General features: G+C 61.6%; 20 protein-coding genes and 1 tRNA gene. 17 read left to right on the top strand and 4 right to left on the bottom strand.

The window, feature by feature from the left end; genetic code table 11:
• The 11 genes from MOV63_RS08435 to MOV63_RS08485 form a co-directional block, all read left to right on the top strand.
• A partial coding sequence (locus MOV63_RS08435) for an SPOR domain-containing protein (protein WP_247033281.1) occupies positions 1-460 on the top strand: 460 nt, incomplete at its 5' end.
• Positions 461-538: 78 nt separating this feature from the next.
• Positions 539-1555, top strand: coding sequence for a beta-N-acetylhexosaminidase (gene nagZ / locus MOV63_RS08440; RefSeq protein WP_247033282.1), 1017 nt, complete (start codon positions 539-541; stop codon positions 1553-1555).
• Between the two features lie 27 nt (positions 1556-1582).
• The gene (locus MOV63_RS08445) at positions 1583-2446 is read left to right on the top strand and encodes a ScpA family protein (protein WP_247033283.1); all 864 of its coding nucleotides are present in this window, start codon (positions 1583-1585) and stop codon (positions 2444-2446) included.
• A 55-nt stretch (positions 2447-2501) separates the two neighbouring features.
• The gene (gene scpB, locus MOV63_RS08450; RefSeq protein ID WP_247033352.1) at positions 2502-3146 is read left to right on the top strand and encodes an SMC-Scp complex subunit ScpB; all 645 of its coding nucleotides are present in this window, start codon (positions 2502-2504) and stop codon (positions 3144-3146) included.
• Between the two features lie 359 nt (positions 3147-3505).
• Entirely contained in the window at positions 3506-3730 is a 225-nt protein-coding gene (locus MOV63_RS08455; RefSeq protein ID WP_038542389.1) for a twin-arginine translocase TatA/TatE family subunit, read from the top strand.
• A 33-nt stretch (positions 3731-3763) separates the two neighbouring features.
• Positions 3764-4468: a Sec-independent protein translocase protein TatB gene (gene tatB / locus MOV63_RS08460; protein WP_247033284.1), complete on the top strand. Its 705-nt coding sequence runs from the start codon at positions 3764-3766 to the stop codon at positions 4466-4468.
• Positions 4465-5289: a twin-arginine translocase subunit TatC gene (tatC, locus tag MOV63_RS08465; protein WP_038542392.1), complete on the top strand. Its 825-nt coding sequence runs from the start codon at positions 4465-4467 to the stop codon at positions 5287-5289. The genes tatB and tatC overlap by 4 nt, the downstream gene beginning before the upstream one ends.
• Before the next feature lie 55 nt (positions 5290-5344).
• Entirely contained in the window at positions 5345-6628 is a 1284-nt protein-coding gene (gene serS, locus MOV63_RS08470) for a serine--tRNA ligase (protein WP_247033285.1), read from the top strand.
• Positions 6628-7398, top strand: a complete 771-nt coding sequence (surE, locus tag MOV63_RS08475; protein WP_247033287.1) for a 5'/3'-nucleotidase SurE — start codon at positions 6628-6630, stop codon at positions 7396-7398. Before serS ends, surE begins: the two co-directional genes overlap by 1 nt.
• 8 nt (positions 7399-7406) lie before the next feature.
• Positions 7407-8045, top strand: coding sequence for a protein-L-isoaspartate(D-aspartate) O-methyltransferase (locus MOV63_RS08480; protein ID WP_405029309.1), 639 nt, complete (start codon positions 7407-7409; stop codon positions 8043-8045).
• A gap of 148 nt (positions 8046-8193) precedes the next feature.
• A complete protein-coding gene (locus MOV63_RS08485; RefSeq protein WP_247033288.1) occupies positions 8194-9813 on the top strand; it encodes a peptidoglycan DD-metalloendopeptidase family protein in 1620 nt (539 codons plus the stop codon).
• Between the two features lie 73 nt (positions 9814-9886).
• On the opposite strand, the gene MOV63_RS08490 is transcribed toward MOV63_RS08485, so the two are convergent.
• Positions 9887-10759, bottom strand: a complete 873-nt coding sequence (locus tag MOV63_RS08490; protein ID WP_247033289.1) for an ATP-binding protein — start codon at positions 10757-10759, stop codon at positions 9887-9889.
• Positions 10760-10955: 196 nt separating this feature from the next.
• On the opposite strand from MOV63_RS08490, the gene yajC reads away from it, so the two are divergent.
• The 4 genes from yajC (at position 10956) to MOV63_RS08510 (ending at position 13243) form a co-directional block, all read left to right on the top strand.
• Positions 10956-11324: a preprotein translocase subunit YajC gene (yajC, locus tag MOV63_RS08495; RefSeq protein WP_038542405.1), complete on the top strand. Its 369-nt coding sequence runs from the start codon at positions 10956-10958 to the stop codon at positions 11322-11324.
• Between the two features lie 102 nt (positions 11325-11426).
• The gene (locus tag MOV63_RS08500) at positions 11427-11813 is read left to right on the top strand and encodes an Mth938-like domain-containing protein (RefSeq protein WP_038542407.1); all 387 of its coding nucleotides are present in this window, start codon (positions 11427-11429) and stop codon (positions 11811-11813) included.
• A gap of 3 nt (positions 11814-11816) precedes the next feature.
• Positions 11817-12671 carry a phytoene/squalene synthase family protein gene (locus tag MOV63_RS08505; RefSeq protein WP_247033290.1) on the top strand — a complete coding sequence of 285 codons (855 nt, stop codon included), beginning with the start codon at positions 11817-11819 and terminating at the stop codon, positions 12669-12671.
• A gap of 119 nt (positions 12672-12790) precedes the next feature.
• Complete coding sequence (locus MOV63_RS08510) at positions 12791-13243, top strand: hypothetical protein (RefSeq protein WP_051900094.1); 453 nt, start codon at positions 12791-12793, stop codon at positions 13241-13243.
• On the opposite strand, the gene trmFO is transcribed toward MOV63_RS08510, so the two are convergent.
• The 3 genes from trmFO to MOV63_RS08525 form a co-directional block, all read right to left on the bottom strand.
• Complete coding sequence (trmFO, locus tag MOV63_RS08515) at positions 13221-14645, bottom strand: methylenetetrahydrofolate--tRNA-(uracil(54)-C(5))-methyltransferase (FADH(2)-oxidizing) TrmFO (RefSeq protein ID WP_247033291.1); 1425 nt, start codon at positions 14643-14645, stop codon at positions 13221-13223. The genes MOV63_RS08510 and trmFO overlap by 23 nt on opposite strands.
• A gap of 147 nt (positions 14646-14792) precedes the next feature.
• The gene (locus MOV63_RS08520) at positions 14793-14936 is read right to left on the bottom strand and encodes a DUF1127 domain-containing protein (RefSeq protein ID WP_007762204.1); all 144 of its coding nucleotides are present in this window, start codon (positions 14934-14936) and stop codon (positions 14793-14795) included.
• Positions 14937-15187: 251 nt separating this feature from the next.
• Complete coding sequence (locus MOV63_RS08525) at positions 15188-15334, bottom strand: DUF1127 domain-containing protein (protein ID WP_065814416.1); 147 nt, start codon at positions 15332-15334, stop codon at positions 15188-15190.
• A gap of 730 nt (positions 15335-16064) precedes the next feature.
• Here MOV63_RS08525 and MOV63_RS08530 point away from each other — a divergent pair.
• Together MOV63_RS08530 and tig are read left to right on the top strand one after the other, a co-directional pair.
• A tRNA-Leu gene (locus MOV63_RS08530) sits at positions 16065-16149 on the top strand.
• A 162-nt stretch (positions 16150-16311) separates the two neighbouring features.
• The gene (gene tig / locus MOV63_RS08535; protein ID WP_247033292.1) at positions 16312-17808 is read left to right on the top strand and encodes a trigger factor; all 1497 of its coding nucleotides are present in this window, start codon (positions 16312-16314) and stop codon (positions 17806-17808) included.
• The last annotated feature ends 66 nt before the right edge of the window (positions 17809-17874 follow it).

The raw sequence follows: 17874 nt of genomic DNA on the forward strand, positions 1-17874 counted from the left end.
GGCTCCGTCTCCGGCCGCCGCACAGGCTCCGGCACCCGTCGCTCCGGTTCAGGCCTCTGCACCGACATCGAAGGCTCCGGTACCGATCGCACGCCCGGCTGAGCAGCCGGTCAACGTGGTCGCTGCCGTCACGGATCAGGGCAATGTCCGCGCTCCCGGCCAGCAGACAGCAGCCGCTCCGGCGTCCGCATCGAACCAGGTCGCTTCGCTGGGACCGGGGGACTACGTGATCCAGATCGCCTCGCTGCCGTCGCAGGCGGAAGCCCAGAAGTCCTATCAGAGCCTGTCGGCCAAGTTCGGCAGCGTCATCGGTGGCCGGGGCGTCGATATCAAACCCGCCGAGATCGCCGGCAAGGGCACATTCTACCGCGTCCGTATTCTGGCCGGCGGCAAGAATGAGGCTGTGGCGCTCTGCGAACGGTATCGCGCAGCTGGCGGAACCTGCCTGGTCGGCCGGTAAGGATTGAAAGCGAAGAAATCGGACGGGGCGCCTGGCGCCCCGTTTTTCGTTGGTCCAGCAATGATCTAAGATCGAGCCATGAGCGAATCAAAAGCAATGATCCTGGGCTCCAGCGGCCCGACCCTCACCGCCGACGAAGTGGCGCTTTACCGGGATGAACGGCCCTGGGGCTTCATCCTCTTTGCCCGCAATTGCGTCGAACCGGCGCAGATCGCCGATCTCGTCGCATCTATGCGCGATGCCATCGGCCGCCCGGATGCGCCGGTGCTGATCGACCAGGAGGGAGGGCGCGTTCAGCGCATCCGTCCGCCGATGATTGAGCGTTATCCATCCGCTGCGGTGCTTGGCGAACTCTACAGGCAGGATCGCGGCAAAGGGCTGAGGGCAACCTGGCTGATGTCGCGCCTGCATGCCTTCGACCTGATGAAATTCGGCATCAACGTCGATTGCCTGCCGGTGCTCGACGTGCCGATCGAAGGGGCGAGCAACGTCATCGGCGATCGCGCCTATGGATTCGATCCGAAGACGGTCGCCGAAATGGGGCAGGCTGCTGCTGACGGCCTCAAGGCGGGCGGCATGCTGCCGGTGATGAAGCACATCCCGGGCCATGGCCGCGGCATGGCCGACAGCCATCACGAACTGCCGGTGGTCACCGTCTCGCGCGCCGGACTCGAAGCGCATGACTTCCTGCCCTTCGTCGCCATGAAGAACGAGTTGATGGCGATGAGCGCCCATATCGTCTTCACCGCCATCGACCCGGACGAGCCGGCGACCATTTCCCGCAAGGTGATCGACGAGATCATCCGCGGTCATATCGGCTTCGACGGGCTACTGATGTCCGATGATACATCGATGAACGCGCTGAAGGGCACGATCGGCGAACGTGCGGCGAGAATCGTTGGGGGCGGATGCGATATTGTCTTGCATTGCAACGGCGTGATGGACGAAATGAAGGCCGTCGTGAAGGAAGCGATACCGCTTGGCGGCGAAGCGCTACGGCGGGCAAGGGCGGTGGAGACAGCCTTCGGCGTGGGCGACGGCTTGAGCGAGGAGGCGATCCGCGCGGAATTCCACAGTCTTCTCGCCGTCTCCTGACGGCTGTCGACAGGACAAGGTTTGGGAATGGCCATAAATACATCGCAGGACGCCATTCCGATGGACAAGCTCTGGCAGGATGCCGGCGCCAACCGCGCGACCGACGATCCGGCGCTGGTGATCGACGTCGGCGGCTTTGAGGGTCCGCTCGACCTGCTGCTTCACCTTGCCCGTACCCAAAAAGTCGATCTCGCCCGCATCTCGGTGCTGGCGCTCGCAGAGCAATACCTCCTGTTCATCGACAGCGCCCGTCGGGTTCGCATCGAGCTCGCCGCCGATTACCTGGTCATGGCCGCCTGGCTTGCCTACCTGAAGTCCAAACTTCTGATCCCGCAGCAGGTCAAGGGCGACGACGGCCCGAGCGGTGAAGAACTCGCTGCGACGCTCGCCTTCCGCCTGAAGCGGCTGGAGGCGATGCGGGAGGCCGCGACCCGGTTGGTCAACCGCAACCGTCTTGGCCGCGACGTGTTTGCCCGCGGAGCGCCGGAACATATCCCGCACAATGTCGAATCTGCCTATGATGCGACGCTTTATGACCTGCTTGCGGCCTATGCCAACCTGCGCCAGCGCACCGCCGTCACCCAGGTGACGATCGAAAGGCGCAAGGTCTGGTCGCTGGTCGACGCCCGCGAACTCTTGACCCGCATGCTTGGCGAGGTCGCTGACTGGACGGCGCTGCAGCACTATCTTTTGCCCTATCTGCCGCCGGAGGATCGCGTCACGGCGACCGCCAGCGCCTTTGCCGCTTCGCTGGAACTGGTGCGCGAAGGCAAGCTCGAAATCCGACAGGACGGTGCCTTCCAGCCGATCTATTTGCGCAAGGGCCCTGGGCCGCATCAGCCGGCTTCGCCGCAACCCGTCACGGGAGGCGTTGTTGACGCCGCAGGATGACGACGATCTGCCGATCGCTGACGAAGAGGAGGCCGAGCCCTCATCTTTTTCATTGATGGAGGTTGAGCGGATCGCAGAAGCACTGGTCTTCGCCTCGTCCGAACCGGTCTCGGAAGCGTTTCTGGCCGAACGGCTGCCGCGCGGCACCAATGTGAATGCCGTCATGCGGCGGCTGGTGGAGGTTTATGCGCCGCGCGGCGTCAATCTGATCCGGACCGGCGACCGCTGGGCCTTCCGTACTGCTGCCGATCTCTCCTTCGTCATTCACAAGGACGATAACGAGACGAAGAAGCTGTCGCGTGCGGCGCTCGAGGTTCTGGCCATCATCGCTTATCACCAGCCGGTCACCCGTGCCGAGATCGAAGAGATCCGTGGCGTCCAGACCTCCAGGGGAACGCTCGACGTGCTGATGGAAGCGGGCTGGGTTCGCTTCCGCGGCCGTCGCCGCACTCCGGGGCGGCCGGTCACGCTCGCCACGACACCTGATTTCCTCGATCATTTCGGCCTCGAGGAACTGCGTGATTTGCCTGGTCTCGAAGAATTGAAGGGCGCCGGCCTGCTTTCCGGTCGCATCCCGCCGGGCTTTGCGATACCCATCCCGCTCAATGTCGATGATCTTTCCGAGGACGAGGACCCGATCACGCAACTCGACCTTGAGGAACTCGGCCTGTTGACGCCGGGCGGTGAAGCAGAGGAATGAACCCATCTTTCTCTGAAGGCTTGGCTCAGCGGGTGCAAGCTATCGGAGAGGGTTCGGCCCGGAGCGCGTCGGTCTGTCGCACCATACGCAGAAACACCCGCATGCGCTCTCCGGCGAAGTGCAGCAGCGTGTGCATTTGACCGGTGATTGCCCCGCCAAGCCCGGGCTGCGACCGTTCCTTGGCGGTATTGAGTACCTGGCGTGTGTGTTCCCGGAGCTTTGGAACCGGCCCATGCCGGCGGTTTGCCAGCCACGGTAAACGACGTGTCGATAGCGGTGCCGTCCGAGGACATTTTGGTGTTTGAAAAAGCATCATAAAAAGCTTACATCGATGAAACGGTACTAATGGAGTTGGACTTATGGGTTCTTTCAGTGTGTGGCATTGGCTGATCGTTCTGGTCATCGTGCTCGTTCTCTTCGGACGCGGCAAGATTCCGGAACTGATGGGCGATTTCGCCAAGGGCATCAAGAGCTTCAAGAAGGGCATGAGCGACGAGGACGCCCCTGAGGCGAACGGCGCGACGACCACGACGAAGACCGTTGATCTCAAGGCTGAAGAGGCCAAGGAAACCAACCGGTCGTAATGTCCGAGTGGCGGGTTCCAGGAGCCTCATTGAATGTTTGATATCGGCTGGACCGAGCTTCTTGTCATAGCGATCGTGCTGATCGTCGTGGTTGGTCCCAAGGATTTGCCGCCCATGCTCAGGGCTTTTGGCAAGATGACGACCAATCTGCGCAAGATGGCCGGCGATTTTCGCGCGCAATTTGATGAAGCGCTGAAGGAGTCGGAACTCGACGACGTGCGCAAGACGATTTCGGATGCGCAGCGGCTGAACCCGACGAATGCGCTCAGGGACGCGATCAACCCGCTCCGGCAGATGGGGCAGGAAATCCGCGCCGACCTGCAGAAGGCGACGCAACTGCCGACGGCGGGGGTAAGCCAGACCGATGCCGAGGCTCAGCAGGCTGTCGAGGGCACGTCGTCCGTCGATGCGGCTCCCGAGATCCCGGCAAATTTCCCGTCGCTGACAGTGCCGCCGGTTACCACCGCTCCGGCACAGTCCGTGCCGGCCGCGGCGGAGGCTGTGGCAGCTGTTGCCGAAAAACCAAAGCCGGTCCGCAAGACTGCCGCCAAGGCAAAGCCGGTTCCCGAGGCCGCTGAAGCTCCTGCGGCCCCGGCCGCTCTTGCCGAAAAACCGAAGCGCAGCCGCGCGGCGCCCAAGCCGGCGCCCGTGACCCAGGCTGTGGAAGAGGCGGTCGTCAAGGCTCCGGCCCGTAAGCGCACGCCGAAGAAGGCCGATACTCCGAAGGACGACGCATGAGCGGTGACATCGAAGACAAGCCGCAGCCGCTCATCGAGCATCTGATGGAGCTGCGCACGAGGCTGATCTGGTCGATCGGCGCGTTTTTCGTCGCCTTCGTCGTTTGCTTTTTCTTCGCCAAGCAGCTCTTCAATCTGCTCGTGGTCCCTTATAAGTGGGCGGTTCTCTGGGCCCACCTCGATCTTGCCAAGTCCGAACTGATCTATACCGCGCCGCAGGAATTCTTCTTCACGCAGGTGAAGGTGGCGATGTTCGGCGCGCTGGTGATTGCCTTCCCGGTGATCGCCTCGCAGATCTACAAGTTCGTGGCACCGGGTCTCTACAAGAACGAACGGGCGGCTTTCCTGCCGTTCCTGATCGCTTCGCCGATCCTCTTCCTGATGGGCGGCGCTCTGGTCTATTTCTTCTTCACTCCCATGGTCATGTGGTTCTTCCTTGCCATGCAGCAGGCACCGACCGAGGGCGAAGTCGGCATTTCACTTCTGCCGCGGGTCTCGGAATATCTGAGCCTGATCATGACGTTGGTCCTGTCCTTTGGACTGGTGTTCCAGCTTCCGGTGATTACCACGCTGCTGGCCCGCGTCGGCATTCTCACCAGCGACTGGCTGCGGCAGAAACGCAAATACGCGATCGTGCTTGCCTTCATCGTTGCCGCCGTGCTGACGCCACCTGATCCGATGTCCCAGATCGGTCTTGCACTGCCGACCATCCTTCTCTACGAGATTTCCATCTACGCCGCACGACTCGTCGAGCGCAAACGTGCCGAGGAAAAGCTTTCGGAGCAGGAATCTTCGGATGTTGCGGAGACGGACAAGGCCTGAAGCCTTCCGGCCTGCCTTGCGAGTCCGCGGCGTTCCGCTCTAAAGGCAAGGCAAGATGCTCGATATCAAGTGGATCCGTGAAAACGAAGGGGCTTTGGATGCAGCGCTGAACAAGCGTGGCGCAGAGCCCATGGCGGCAACCCTCCTGGCGCTGGACGACACGCGTCGTTCCGTCATCCAGAAGCTTCAGGACATGCAGTCCCGCCGCAACGCCGCTTCCAAGGAGATCGGCATTGCGCTCGGGCAGAAGAATTCCGAGCTTGCCGAAAAGCTGAAGGCAGAGGTCGCCGTCATCAAGGACACGATGCCGGTTGCCGAGCAGGAAGAGCGCGAGGCCGTCGCGGCGCTCGAAGACGCCCTGTCGCGTATCCCGAACATCCCGTTTGACGACGTACCCGTCGGCAAGGACGAGCACGATAACGTGGTCAGGCACGTCATCGGCGAAAAGCCGCGCTGGAACCATGCGGCCAAGGAACACTACGAGATCGGCGAAGCGCTCGAAATGATGGATTTCGAGCGGGCCACGAAACTCTCAGGCTCGCGCTTCACCGTGCTCACCGGCCAGCTCGCCAGGCTCGAACGGGCTCTTGGCCAGTTCATGATCGACATGCACACGACCGAGCATGGTTATACGGAAGTCTCCTCGCCGCTGATGGTGAAGGGCGACGCCATGTATGGCACCGGCCAGCTGCCGAAGTTCGAGGAAGACCTCTTCAAGACGACGGATGGCCGCTACCTGATCCCGACGGCTGAAGTGACGCTCACCAACCTCGTTTCCGGGGAAATCCTGGAACAGGAAAAGCTGCCGCTGCGCTTCACGGCGCTGACGCCATCTTTCCGCTCGGAAGCCGGTTCCGCCGGCCGCGATACGCGCGGAATGCTGCGCCAGCACCAGTTCTGGAAGTGCGAACTGGTGTCGATTACCGATCAGGAAACGTCGATCGCCGAGCACGAGCGAATGACCGAATGCGCCGAGAATATGCTGAAGCGCCTCGGCCTGCATTTCCGCACCATGACGCTCTGCACCGGCGATATGGGTTTTGGCGCACGCAAGACTTATGACATCGAGGTCTGGCTGCCGGGTCAGGATACCTACCGCGAAATCTCGTCCTGCTCCGTCTGCGGCGATTTTCAGGGCCGCCGCATGAATGCGCGCTACAGGTCCAAGGATGACAAGGCGCTGAAGTTCGTTCACACGCTGAACGGCTCTGGTGTCGCGGTCGGCCGCTGCCTGATCGCGGTCATGGAAAATTACCTGAACGAGGACGGTTCGGTCACAATTCCGGACGCGCTCCTGCCGTATATGGGTGGCCTGACCAAGATCGAGCGGGCGGCCTGATGCGGATACTTCTGACCAACGACGACGGCATTCACGCCGAGGGCCTCGCCGTTCTCGAGCGGATAGCCCGGAAACTTTCGGACGACGTCTGGATCGTTGCGCCGGAGACCGACCAGAGCGGTCTTGCCCATTCGCTGACGCTTTCCGAGCCGCTCCGTCTGCGCAAGGTTGGCGACAAGCACTTTGCGTTGCGCGGCACGCCGACCGATTGCGTCATCATGGGCATCCGCGAGATCCTGCCCGAGAAGCCGGATCTGGTGCTTTCCGGCGTCAACGACGGCGCCAACATGGCCGATGACGTTACCTATTCCGGCACCATTGCCGGCGCGATCGAAGGCACGCTCCAGGGCGTGCGCTCGTTTTCGCTGAGCCAGGCAGTGCGTCGCGAGAACGGTCGTTTTGCGCCTTGGGAAGTCGCCGAATCCTATGCACCGGACCTCATTCGCAAACTGATCGACGTGGACCTGCCCGACGGCACCTTCCTCAATCTCAACTTCCCGAACTGCGAGCCAAGCGAGGTGCAGGGCGTCGAGGTGACGTCGCAGGGCAAGCTCGATTTCGGCCTGACGATCGACGCCCGCAACGACGGCCGCGGTCTGCCCTATTACTGGCTGCGATTCGGCGAACGGAAAGGGCATTTCCGCGAGGGCACCGATATTCAGGCGCTCAAGGAAAACAAGATTTCCGTGACACCGCTGAAACTGGACCTGACCGATCATTCGGTTCAGGATCGTGTCGCGAAAGCACTGGGATTCGGAGCTGCCGATTGAAATCGGGCATGGTCGAAAAAGAAGGTTTTGCGGCGCTCGTGCTGCGCCTCAGGTCGGAAGGCATTTCCGACCTCGATCTGCTGACCGCTGTTGAACAGACGCAGCGGTCGCAGTTTGTGCCGCCGCCGCTTGCCGAAGATGCCTATTCCAGCCGCACGGTGCCGATCGATTGCGGATCCTTCATGGAAGGCGCCGATCTCGCCGTCCGGTTGCTGCATCGCCTCCAGGTCAAGCCTGGGCACAGGGTGCTCGAAATCGGCACGGGCAGCGGCTTCACCGCCGCCGTTATGGCCCGGATCGCCGAGCGGGTGCTGACCGTCGAGCGCTACCGCACCCTGGTTACCGCCGCCCAGGGCCGCATGGATGCGCTGGGGCTGCGCAATATCGTCGTGCGCCAGGCGGACGGCGGCAACGGCATGCCGGGCGAGGGCACGTTCGACCGCATTTTTGTCACGGCCGCCTTTCCGTCACTGCCGCGATTCTATGCCGAGCAACTCACGCACGGCGGTTCCATGCTCGCTCCGCTGGTGGATGGTGAGGTCTGCATGATGGTGCGCCTGACCAAAACCGGCAGCCGATTCGAGCGTGAAGACCTGTTCCCGGTGCCTTTTCTGCCGATCGTTCCGCATATCGCTGCAGCGCTTTAGCCGGGTTGGTTCCATGCCATGCCGGCCTTTTGGCGGTCATGGTTATCAATTTCTCTAAAATTTTAAGACAATGCCTGCCCTTTAACAGTGCAGTAAGACTAACGCGCTTTAATGACTCTCACGATGGTGGCGTATCTGTAGGCGAGTCATGCGTATGAAGAGTTCTCCGAAATTCGGAAAATCCGTAATCAAATTTGCTGTCGCGGCACTGCTTGCCAGCGCAGCGACAGGGTGCAGTTCGGACGCGACGCGTTTCTCGGGGCTCTTTTCGAAATCCGACAACATAACGACGGCGTCCATTCCGCAACGGCAGGGGGGCGGGGCCTATGGCCAAGCACCGACGCCGCAGGCCGATCTTGGATCCGGCCAGGCTCAGGCGTTGCCGCCAATTCCGCGGAACGACTACGGCTCGCGCAACACCGCCATGGCTCAACCGTATCCCGGTAATTCCGGCGGTTATACCTCGCCGGCGCGCACCGCATCCGCTCCCGTCGCCGTCCAGCGCTCCGAACTCGCGGCCCCGACAGGCGCCACGGCGCAGCGTAACACCGCACCGATGGCCCGTGATCCGGCGAACCGCCAGGAAGCGCTCGCTCAACCGTTCCCCGGCCGTCAATCGGCCGCCCACACGCTCGTCGCTCCGTCTTCATCGACGCTGAAGGCCGACAATGTCGTTACCGGCACGACCGCCAAGCCGATGTCCGGCTGGTCCACGGTCAACGCGCCTAAGGTGACGCTGAGGCCGGGTGAAACGGTCTCGACGCTTTCCAAGCGTTACGGCGTTCCGGAAAAGGAAATCCTGAAGGCCAATGGCGGCGCCGTCGCTCCCGGCCAGTCAGTCCTTATCCCGACCTTCGGCACGGCGCAGAATTCTGCGAAGAACGCCGCCGGCACGATCGACCTCCAGAACAAGGCTCCAGCACCAGCCCGCGAGCCCGAGCAGAAACTCGCCGTTCTGCCGACCCCGGCACGCGACAAGGCAATGGCCGAACCCGCCAAGCTGACGCCTCCGGGCGGCAAGCCGGGTGGTGGTACCTATGTGGTCAAGCCGGGCGACACGATCAACAAGATCGCCCGCGAGACCGGCACGCCGATCGATCAGCTGAAAGCGGCCAACAACCTGACCTCCGGCGGCGTCCGGATAGGGCAAACGCTCAAGGTCGCCAACGGCGTTGCGGCTCCTGTCGCCGATCCGGTCAAGACCGCGTCCATTCCGCAGAAGCCGGTCGAAAAGGCCGCAGCCGCGGCACCGAAGCCGGCTGCTCCTGCCACGGCCCAGGTCGCTCAGGTTGCTGTGGCGCCTGCCGCTGCCAAGGCCGCGGTCGATGGCGCCTCCGTCGCCGACGTCGAGAAGAAGTCGGACACCGCCTCCGTGGCACCGCAGTCCACCGGCATCGGCAAGTATCGCTGGCCGGTCAATGGTGCGGTCATCGCCGGCTACGGCCAGAACGTCGACGGCAACCGCAATGACGGCATCGACATCTCGGTTCCGGAAGGCACCCCGATCAAGGCTGCCGAAAACGGCGTGGTCATCTATGCCGGCAACGGCCTGAAGCAGCTCGGCAACACGGTTCTCGTCCGTCATGACGATGGCAAGGTCACCGTTTACGGCCACGCCGGCAGCATCAACGTCACACGCGGACAGAAGATCACCCGCGGCCAGACGGTTGCCGCCTCCGGCATGAGCGGCGACGCCAAGCGCCCGCAGGTCCACTTCGAAGTCCGCAAGGACGCGACCCCGGTCAACCCGATTACCTTCCTTGAATAAGTAGTGCGTTTCAGGGGACGGAGAAAAGCCCGGCAGTGCCGGGCTTTTTGCGTTCTCAGTGCTTTTTCAGGTTTCAATCTCGGGAAAGCGGTTTCCGCAGCCGCCCGGCAAGATCCTGGATATATTGCCAGGCGACACGGCCCGAGCGCCCGCCGCGAGTGGTCGCCCATTCGAGCGCCTCGTGATGCAGGGTCTCCTGGCCGAGGCCGAGCTCGAAATGTTCGGCATAACCGTCGATCATCTTCAGGTAGTCGTCCTGGCTGCATTTGTGGAAACCGAGCCACAGGCCGAAACGATCCGACAGCGACACCTTTTCTTCGACTGCCTCGGACGGATTGATCGCCGTCGACTGCTCGTTCTCCATCATGTGGCGCGGCAGGAGATGGCGGCGGTTGGAGGTCGCATAGAACAGGACATTGTCCGGCCGGCCTTCGATGCCGCCGTCGAGTGCCGCCTTCAGCGACTTGTAGGCGGTGTCGTCGTGGTCGAAGGAGAGGTCGTCGCAGAAAGCGATGACGCGCTGGCCGGAAGCCTTGAGGATATCGAGCAGGGCTGGGAGCGAGGCGATGTCTTCGCGATGCACCTCGACAAGTTTCAGCGGGATCCCGGTCGCTGCGCGCACGTCCTCGTGGACCGCCTTCACCAGCGACGATTTGCCCATGCCACGGGCGCCCCATAGCAGCACGTTGTTAGCGGCAAAACCTTCCGCAAATCGCAGGGTGTTTTCATGAAGAATGTCACGCACGTGGTCGACGCCGCGGATCAGCGTCAAGGCGACCCGGTTCGGACGCGGCACCGGCTGCAGGCGCTGGTTTACCGGTACCCAGACGAAGCAGTCGGCGGCGTTCCAGTCGTTGACGGCGGGCGGAGGGCCGGCAAGCCGTTCCAGCGCATCCGCAAGCCTGCGGATCTCGGTCAGGATCAGGGTGTTGAAGTCGTCGCTCATGGTGTTTCTCCGGTCGTATCGGCCAGTTTTTGAGCCTTTTCGCTGCGGTAACATGCTCGTTGGTGCATCAAAAGCCTGAGAGCCGCGAATTCGGTACGCCGGCCGGCGTGTTTCTGTTGCATTCCGGCCTATCGCAACTATATTCCGGCGGCTTGAAACGGGGGCCCGGGGCCTCCGGTAATCTTAGGAGTTTTCGATGTTCATTACCGAAGCATTCGCCCAGGCCCCAGCCGCAGCACCGGGAGCTTCCGCGTTCGGCTCCGGCCTTGAGATGCTCTTCCTCTTCGCGCCTCTGATGGTGGTCTGGTATTTCTTTCTGATCCGTCCGCAGCGCGCCACTGCCAAGAAGCGCCAGGAAACGCTGTCCAACGTCCGCCGCGGCGACCAGGTCGTTCTCGGCGGCGGCATCACCGGCAAGGTGACCAAGGTTATCGACGACGCCGAAGTGGAAGTCGAAATCGCCGAAGGCGTGAAGATCCGCGCCATGCGCGCCTATATTGCCGAAGTCCGCGTCAAGGGCGAGCCGGTCAAGACCGAACCGGCGAAGACCGGAACGGCTTCCTGAACGTTATCGCCGATGCCAAAGGCCCTGTCTGCTGCAGGGCCTTGGATCCAAAGAGCCGGGCCATCATCCGGCTCGTAACCTTTTCGAGAAAGCATGCGACCCATGGCGAAAGGCATCGAAATTCGCGACGCCCATTTTCCCGGTCGTGCTCCGATCGACGCTTACGGCAATGGCGGTTTCCGTTTTGCAGACATGTCGCATCGCGGCTCGCTGCTCTGCCTTCCCTCGGGTATCCACGGCTGGGAACTGCAGGAAGGTGAACCGCTGACGGTTGCTTCCCTAATGAAGGTGCTCGCCGAATCAAACGAGATCGAAGTGTTGCTCGTCGGCATGGGCGCCAACCTCAAGCCCATTCCGGCGGATGTGAAGGCGGCGTTGAAAGCCAAAGGCATCGCCTCCGATCCAATGAGCACCGGTGCCGCGGTGCGCACGTTCAACATCATGCTCGCCGAATCGCGCGCCGTCGCCGCAGCTCTGATCGCCGTCTGACAGATGGCCGATCCAGCCAGACAGAACGGCGACATCTGCCTTGCAACGCTCAGGGATACGGACCGCGACCGTTATCTCGCCTGCCTTCTGTCGCCGGAAGACAAGCGCGGCGCACTTGCAGCCCTTTATGCCTTCAATGCCGAGATCGCCCGTGTCCGCGACGTGGTGCGTGAACCGCTTCCCGGCGAAATCCGCCTGCAATGGTGGCGCGACCTCCTCGAAGGCAGCGCTCATGGCGACAGCACCGGCAACCCCATCGCCGCCGGCCTGCTTGAGGCGATCGAGACCTATCGCCTGCCGCGCCAGACGCTCGTCGACATGATCGAGGCGCGCATATTCGATCTCTACGACGATCCGTTGACCGATCGGAATGCATTTGAAGGATATGCCGGCGAGACCGCTTCGGCGGTCATCCAGCTCGCGAGCCTGATCCTCTCTCCCGCCGATGCGGCAAAATCTGCCGAGGCGGCAGGACATGCGGGTGTCGCCCAGTCGATCGCCGGTTTCCTGCTGCTGATGCCCATCCATCGACGCCGTCATCAACTTTATCTGCCGCTCGATATCCTCTCGGCGACCGGGCTCGACCGTGATACATTCCTGCGCGGCGAGGATAGGTCGCGCATTTCCGTCGCGATCGAGGCCTTTGCGGGCCTTGGATTGGAACATCTGGCCAAGGCCAGAAAGTCGGGAACCGTCCCGTCCGCCGTCTTTCCGGCCTATCTGCCGGTAGCGCTTGCCGAACCAGTGCTGCGCCGCGCGGCGCGCGCCGGTGCCTCGGTGTTCGATACGGCGCTGCAACTTCCGCAGTGGCGGCGGCAATTGCGGCTCTTGAAGGCCTCGGTCACCAGGCGCTTTTGATGGACGTCAAATTCGCGCAAGGCTCGCGCGCTAAGGGACGAGACTAGAAATCCGGCGCCATCATAAGGAGAAGCGGTGTGAGCCCCGTTGTCGTCTGGTCCATCATCTTCGTGCTCCTCATGGCGCTCGCCTATTACATCACGCGGATGTCGGGCAAGGACCGGGACAAGGACGGCAACCTGCACGATACAGGCATGGCCATTCTCGAATTCGGCCGCGCCTTTCCCAATGAAGCGATCCGCAGCCTGCATGTGACGGCCAATGGCGAAGCGATCTTCGTACGCCTGCACGACAACAAGGCCGGTTTCATGCGCAGCCACCGCAACCATTACGCCTGCTTTTTGATCGAGCCGGGCAGAGTTCGCGTCACCCCTTTGCCAAACGCCAAGGGTTTCACCGTCGAATTCCTGGACGCGTCGACCCAGAACGGCACCTACCTGTTTTCCACGGAAAAGGAGGCGGCCGAGGTCGCCCTCTGGCTGCTCGACAACTATGTCAGCGTTGCCGATCGCGATCTGGAAGAAAAGCCGAAGCCGTCGACTGGGGATATCAGCCCCGATCAAGCCAACTAGCGCAATCCCGGAGCGCCCGGACGGCGAGCAGTTGCCGCTTCATCACCGTCTTGTCCTTACCGCGGAAGCGCTTGACCCCTTCCGGCTTGACGATGGAGCCCGGCTCCAGATCAGGAAACAGCCCGAAATTGACGTTCATCGGCTGGAACGAGCGCTTGCCCGGCTCGTCGTCCGAAACCAGATGCCCACCGGTTATATGACCGAGCAGCGAACCTAGAGCGGTCGTCGCAGGCGGTGCGGGGAGCGTTTCGCCCTTGCGTTCGGCAGCCGCGAACCGGCCGGCAAGAAGTCCGATCGCCGCACTTTCCACATACCCCTCGCAGCCGGTGATCTGGCCGGCGAATCGCAGGCCCGGCCGACTTTTCAGCGTCAGGCTCCTGTCGAGAAGAACAGGCGAGTGGATGTAGGTGTTGCGGTGCAGGCCGCCGAGCCTTGCAAATTCGGCATTCTGCAGGCCGGGAATCATCCGGAAAATGTCCGCCTGGGCGCCGTATTTCAGCTTCGTCTGGAAGCCGACCATGTTGTAGAGCGTGCCGAGCGCATTGTCCTGCCGGAGCTGCACGACCGCATAGGCCTTGACCGTCGGGTTATGGGCATTGGTGAGACCCATCGGCTTCATCGGCCCATGACGCAGCGTTTCGCGGCCGCGTTCGGCCATCACCTCGATCGGCAGGCAGCCGTCGAAATAGGGCGTGCCCTCCCATTCCTTGAAACCGATCGAGTCGCCGGCGATCAGCGCATCCACGAAGGCATTGTACTGAGCCTCGTCCATCGGGCAGTTGATATAGTCCTTGCCGGTACCGCCGGGCCCGACTTTGTCGTAGCGCGACTGGTACCAGCAGATGTCCATGTCGATAGAATCGCGGTGCACGATCGGTGCGATGGCATCGAAGAAGGCGAGCTGGTCCTCGCCTGTCTCCGCCTGGATCGCCGCTGCAAGCGCCGGCGAGGTGAGGGGGCCGGTGGCAATGATCGCCAGATCCCATTCCTTTGGCGGCAGGCCCTGGATCTCCTCGCGCACGACGGTGATGAGCGGGTGTTTTTCGATCGCTTCGGTGACCGCGTCGGAAAATCCGTCGCGATCGACGGCAAGCGCCCCGCCGGCCGGTACTTGGTGCCTGTCGGCACATGCCATGATCAGTGAACCGGCAAGCCGCATCTCCGCATGGATGACGCCGACGGCATTCGCAGTCGCATCGTCGGAGCGGAAGGAATTCGAGCAGACGAGCTCGGCAAGTCCGTCTGTCTTGTGGGCATCGGTGCCGCGCACGCCGCGCATCTCATGAAGAATCACCGGCACGCCGGCCGAGGCGATCTGCCAGGCGGCTTCGGAGCCTGCAAGGCCGCCGCCGACGACATGGATGGCGGCAGGAGAGGTGGGGGAGGAAGAAATGTTGCTCATGGCCGGCTCATTATCACGCCATTTGCCGGACCGGAATCAAAAAGGCACCCGAAAAGGTGCCTTTGATACGTCCTTGGATGTCCTCTCGGACCGCTCGATCCTCGCCGCAAGGCCTCGAGCCGTGCGGGTCCGCCTGCGAGAAGCGGATTAGCGGAAAGAGCGAGCCGCGATGTGGCGGATGTCGTAGCGGGTCAGACCGATGTCGCTGAGGGCCTGGCTCGAAAGATTTCCAAGCTCATTCATCGTGCGGCGGTAGCTGATCCAGTTCTTGGCGATACGGATCGGGTTCATGGTTGTTTCCTCAAGATTTTTCCTGATGCTCTGTCGTCATCAGCGATGAGGGTCTTATACATCCGCATAATAAGAATGTGCAGTGCAAAAAATGTGCGACTGCCATGCAAATGTGCAATGGATAGCTGAAATTTGCGGCTCAGTCTGAAAAATGGGCAGGCATTTGAAGCATTAAATTTCTATGAACAAAAAGAAAAAGCGCCTCCCGAAGGAAGCGCTTTTTGGACGGTTCAGCGATGTCTGCGCGAGGCTTAGAAGCCGACGGCAGTCCGCGCAACGCGGCGGATGTCGGCGCGGCCGATGCCGAGGTCGCTGAGTTCGCGGTCGCTCATGCGGCCGAGCTCATTGACGGTTTCGCGGTACTTGCGCCAGGTGGTGAGCTTCTGTGCGATGTTCATGATCTTGTCCCTTTCTAGGCCCTTGCCAGCAGCCCGTTCGGCGCTGACTTCAATCTCATGAGCACCAATATATGTTGCGCTGCAAAAAGTAACAGCGCCTATTCGGAATGCCACCTATGCATCTGGCGCATTACGAGATCGTTTACCATGCACAAGTGAGGAAATGATGCGCGAGTTTTAGGCAGATCGCATGCTGCAGGACAAAAAAATAACGCCCACCGGGGGAGGAGGTCCGGTGGGCGTCATTTGTAACGACTGGCGACTTGGGAGGAGGAGGATCGCCAGTCCCATCAAGCCCGCGCTGGGAGGAGGAGTGCGCGGCTCGAATTCCTGTCACGGGAAACTCCCCGAGGGCATCTGCATCGTTCAGGGCGGGCGCCAAGCCGTCCAAACCAGAGAGACCGAAACCTTCAATCAATCTCTGTATTTGCACAATATGAGATTGCAGCGAAATTGTGCAGTGCAATATACGTATGGATGGCATGCGGTTATTGCATGGCTCACATCGCCGTTGATTCCAATGTACACATTAGAATTTAATAAAAAGTTAAATATCCCGATAATCGCTGGTTCGACCGGGGTGCGGCGGGAGCAAATTCGCCTATCCACCGCGGTTTCTCGGAGCTGCCAAAAAAGCGTCATTTTCCCTTTGCGTGCGCCGAAACGGGTGATATAGAGACGCGCGCTCCGGAAGGCCTTGTGCGACGAGGATTTTCGACGCGGCTGGGGCGCGGGTATGGTGAAATTGGTAGACACGCCAGATTTAGGTTCTGGTGCCGCAAGGCGTGGGAGTTCAAGTCTCTCTACCCGCACCAGAACCGCCCCGCATCAAAACCGCCAGGAGTGCGGTCCGAGCCGGTTCTGGCTAAAGGATCGGCGCTCCTTGAAGCCGCGGCCGGTCTCTCAAAGTTCCGGCGATGTGCTCATTGAAACCAACGGCTGTCTGAGCACCGCCGCCACGATATGAAGGTATGAAAATGCAGGTTACCGAAACGCTCGCTGAAGGGCTGAAGCGCGAAATCAAGGTCGTAATCCCCAAGCGGGATATGGAAGCGCAGCTGAACGTGCGCCTCGCCGACGCCAAGGACAAGGTCCGCATCAACGGTTTCCGTCCGGGCAAGGTGCCGATCGCCCATCTGAAAAAGATGTACGGCAAGTCGATCATGGCGGATCTCGTCAACGAGATCGTCCGCGAACGCCCGACCGAGATCCTCACCGACCGCGGCGAGAAGTCGGCGACCCAGCCGTCGGTCGCCATGACCGAGGATGAGAACGAAGCCGAAAAGATCTTGAACGCCGAGGTCGATTTCGAATTCACGCTCTCCTACGAAGTCATCCCGGACATCGAGCTGCAGCCGACCGACGGCCTTTCCGTCGTTCGTGAAGTCGTCGAAGTCACCGAAGACGAAGTCAACGAGCAGATCGAGAAGATCGCCGAGAGCGCCCGTACCTTCGAAACCAAGAGTGGCAAGGCCGCCGATGGCGACCGCGTTACCATGAACTATCTCGGCAAGGTCGATGGCGTTGCCTTCGACGGCGGTACCGCCGAAGATGCCGAACTGGTTCTCGGCTCCGGCCGCTTTATCCCAGGCTTCGAAGACCAACTCGTCGGCGTCAAGGCCGGTGAAGACAAGACCATCACCGTGACCTTCCCGGCCGAATATCCGGCTGCGAACCTCGCTGGCAAGGAAGCCACCTTCGACGTCACCGTCAAGGAAGTCGCCGCTCCGGCCGCTCTCGAGATCAACGACGAACTCGCCTCCAAGCTCGGCATCGAATCCGTCGACCGCCTGAAGGAGATCGTCCGCGGCCAGATCGAAAGCCAGTACGGCAACGTCACCCGCCAGAAGGTCAAGCGTCAGATCCTCGACCAGCTCGACGGCATGTACCAGTTCGACACCCCGCAGGGCCTCGTCGACGCCGAGTTCGACAACATCTGGCGCCAGATCAACACCGACCTGCAGCAGTCCGGCAAGACCTTCGAAGACGAAGAAACGACCGAGGAAGACGCGCGCGTCGAATACCGCAAGCTGGCTGAGCGTCGCGTTCGTCTCGGCCTCGTCCTCTCCGAAATCGGCGAACAGGCCGGCGTCGAAGTGACCGAGGAAGAAATGCAGCGCGCCCTTTATGCGCAGCTCCAGCAGTTCCCGGGCCAGCAGAAGGAAATCCTCGACTTCTTCCGCAACACCCCCGGCGCTTCCGCCTCCTTGCGCGCGCCGATCTTCGAAGAGAAGGTCGTCGACAAGCTGCTCTCCGAGATCAAGGTCACCGACAAGGTCGTGACCAAGGAGGAGCTGATGGCTGAAGACGAGGAAGGCTCGGAAAGCGCTGAAAAGCCGGCCAAGAAGAAGGCCGCCCCGAAGAAGGCTGCTGCCAAGGCCGAGGCTGCCGATGAAGCCGCCGAAGGCGAAGAAGCCGCTCCGAAGAAGAAGGCTGCTCCGAAGAAGAAGGCCGCTGAAGACAGCGCCGAATAACCTTCGCATTGATTGATTAGAAAAGCCGGGTCGGCGACGACCCGGCTTTTTGTTGTGATGAAACCT

Origin of the sequence: Neorhizobium sp. SHOUNA12A, assembly GCF_023006505.1 — a bacterium.
GTDB lineage: Bacteria > Pseudomonadota > Alphaproteobacteria > Rhizobiales > Rhizobiaceae > Neorhizobium.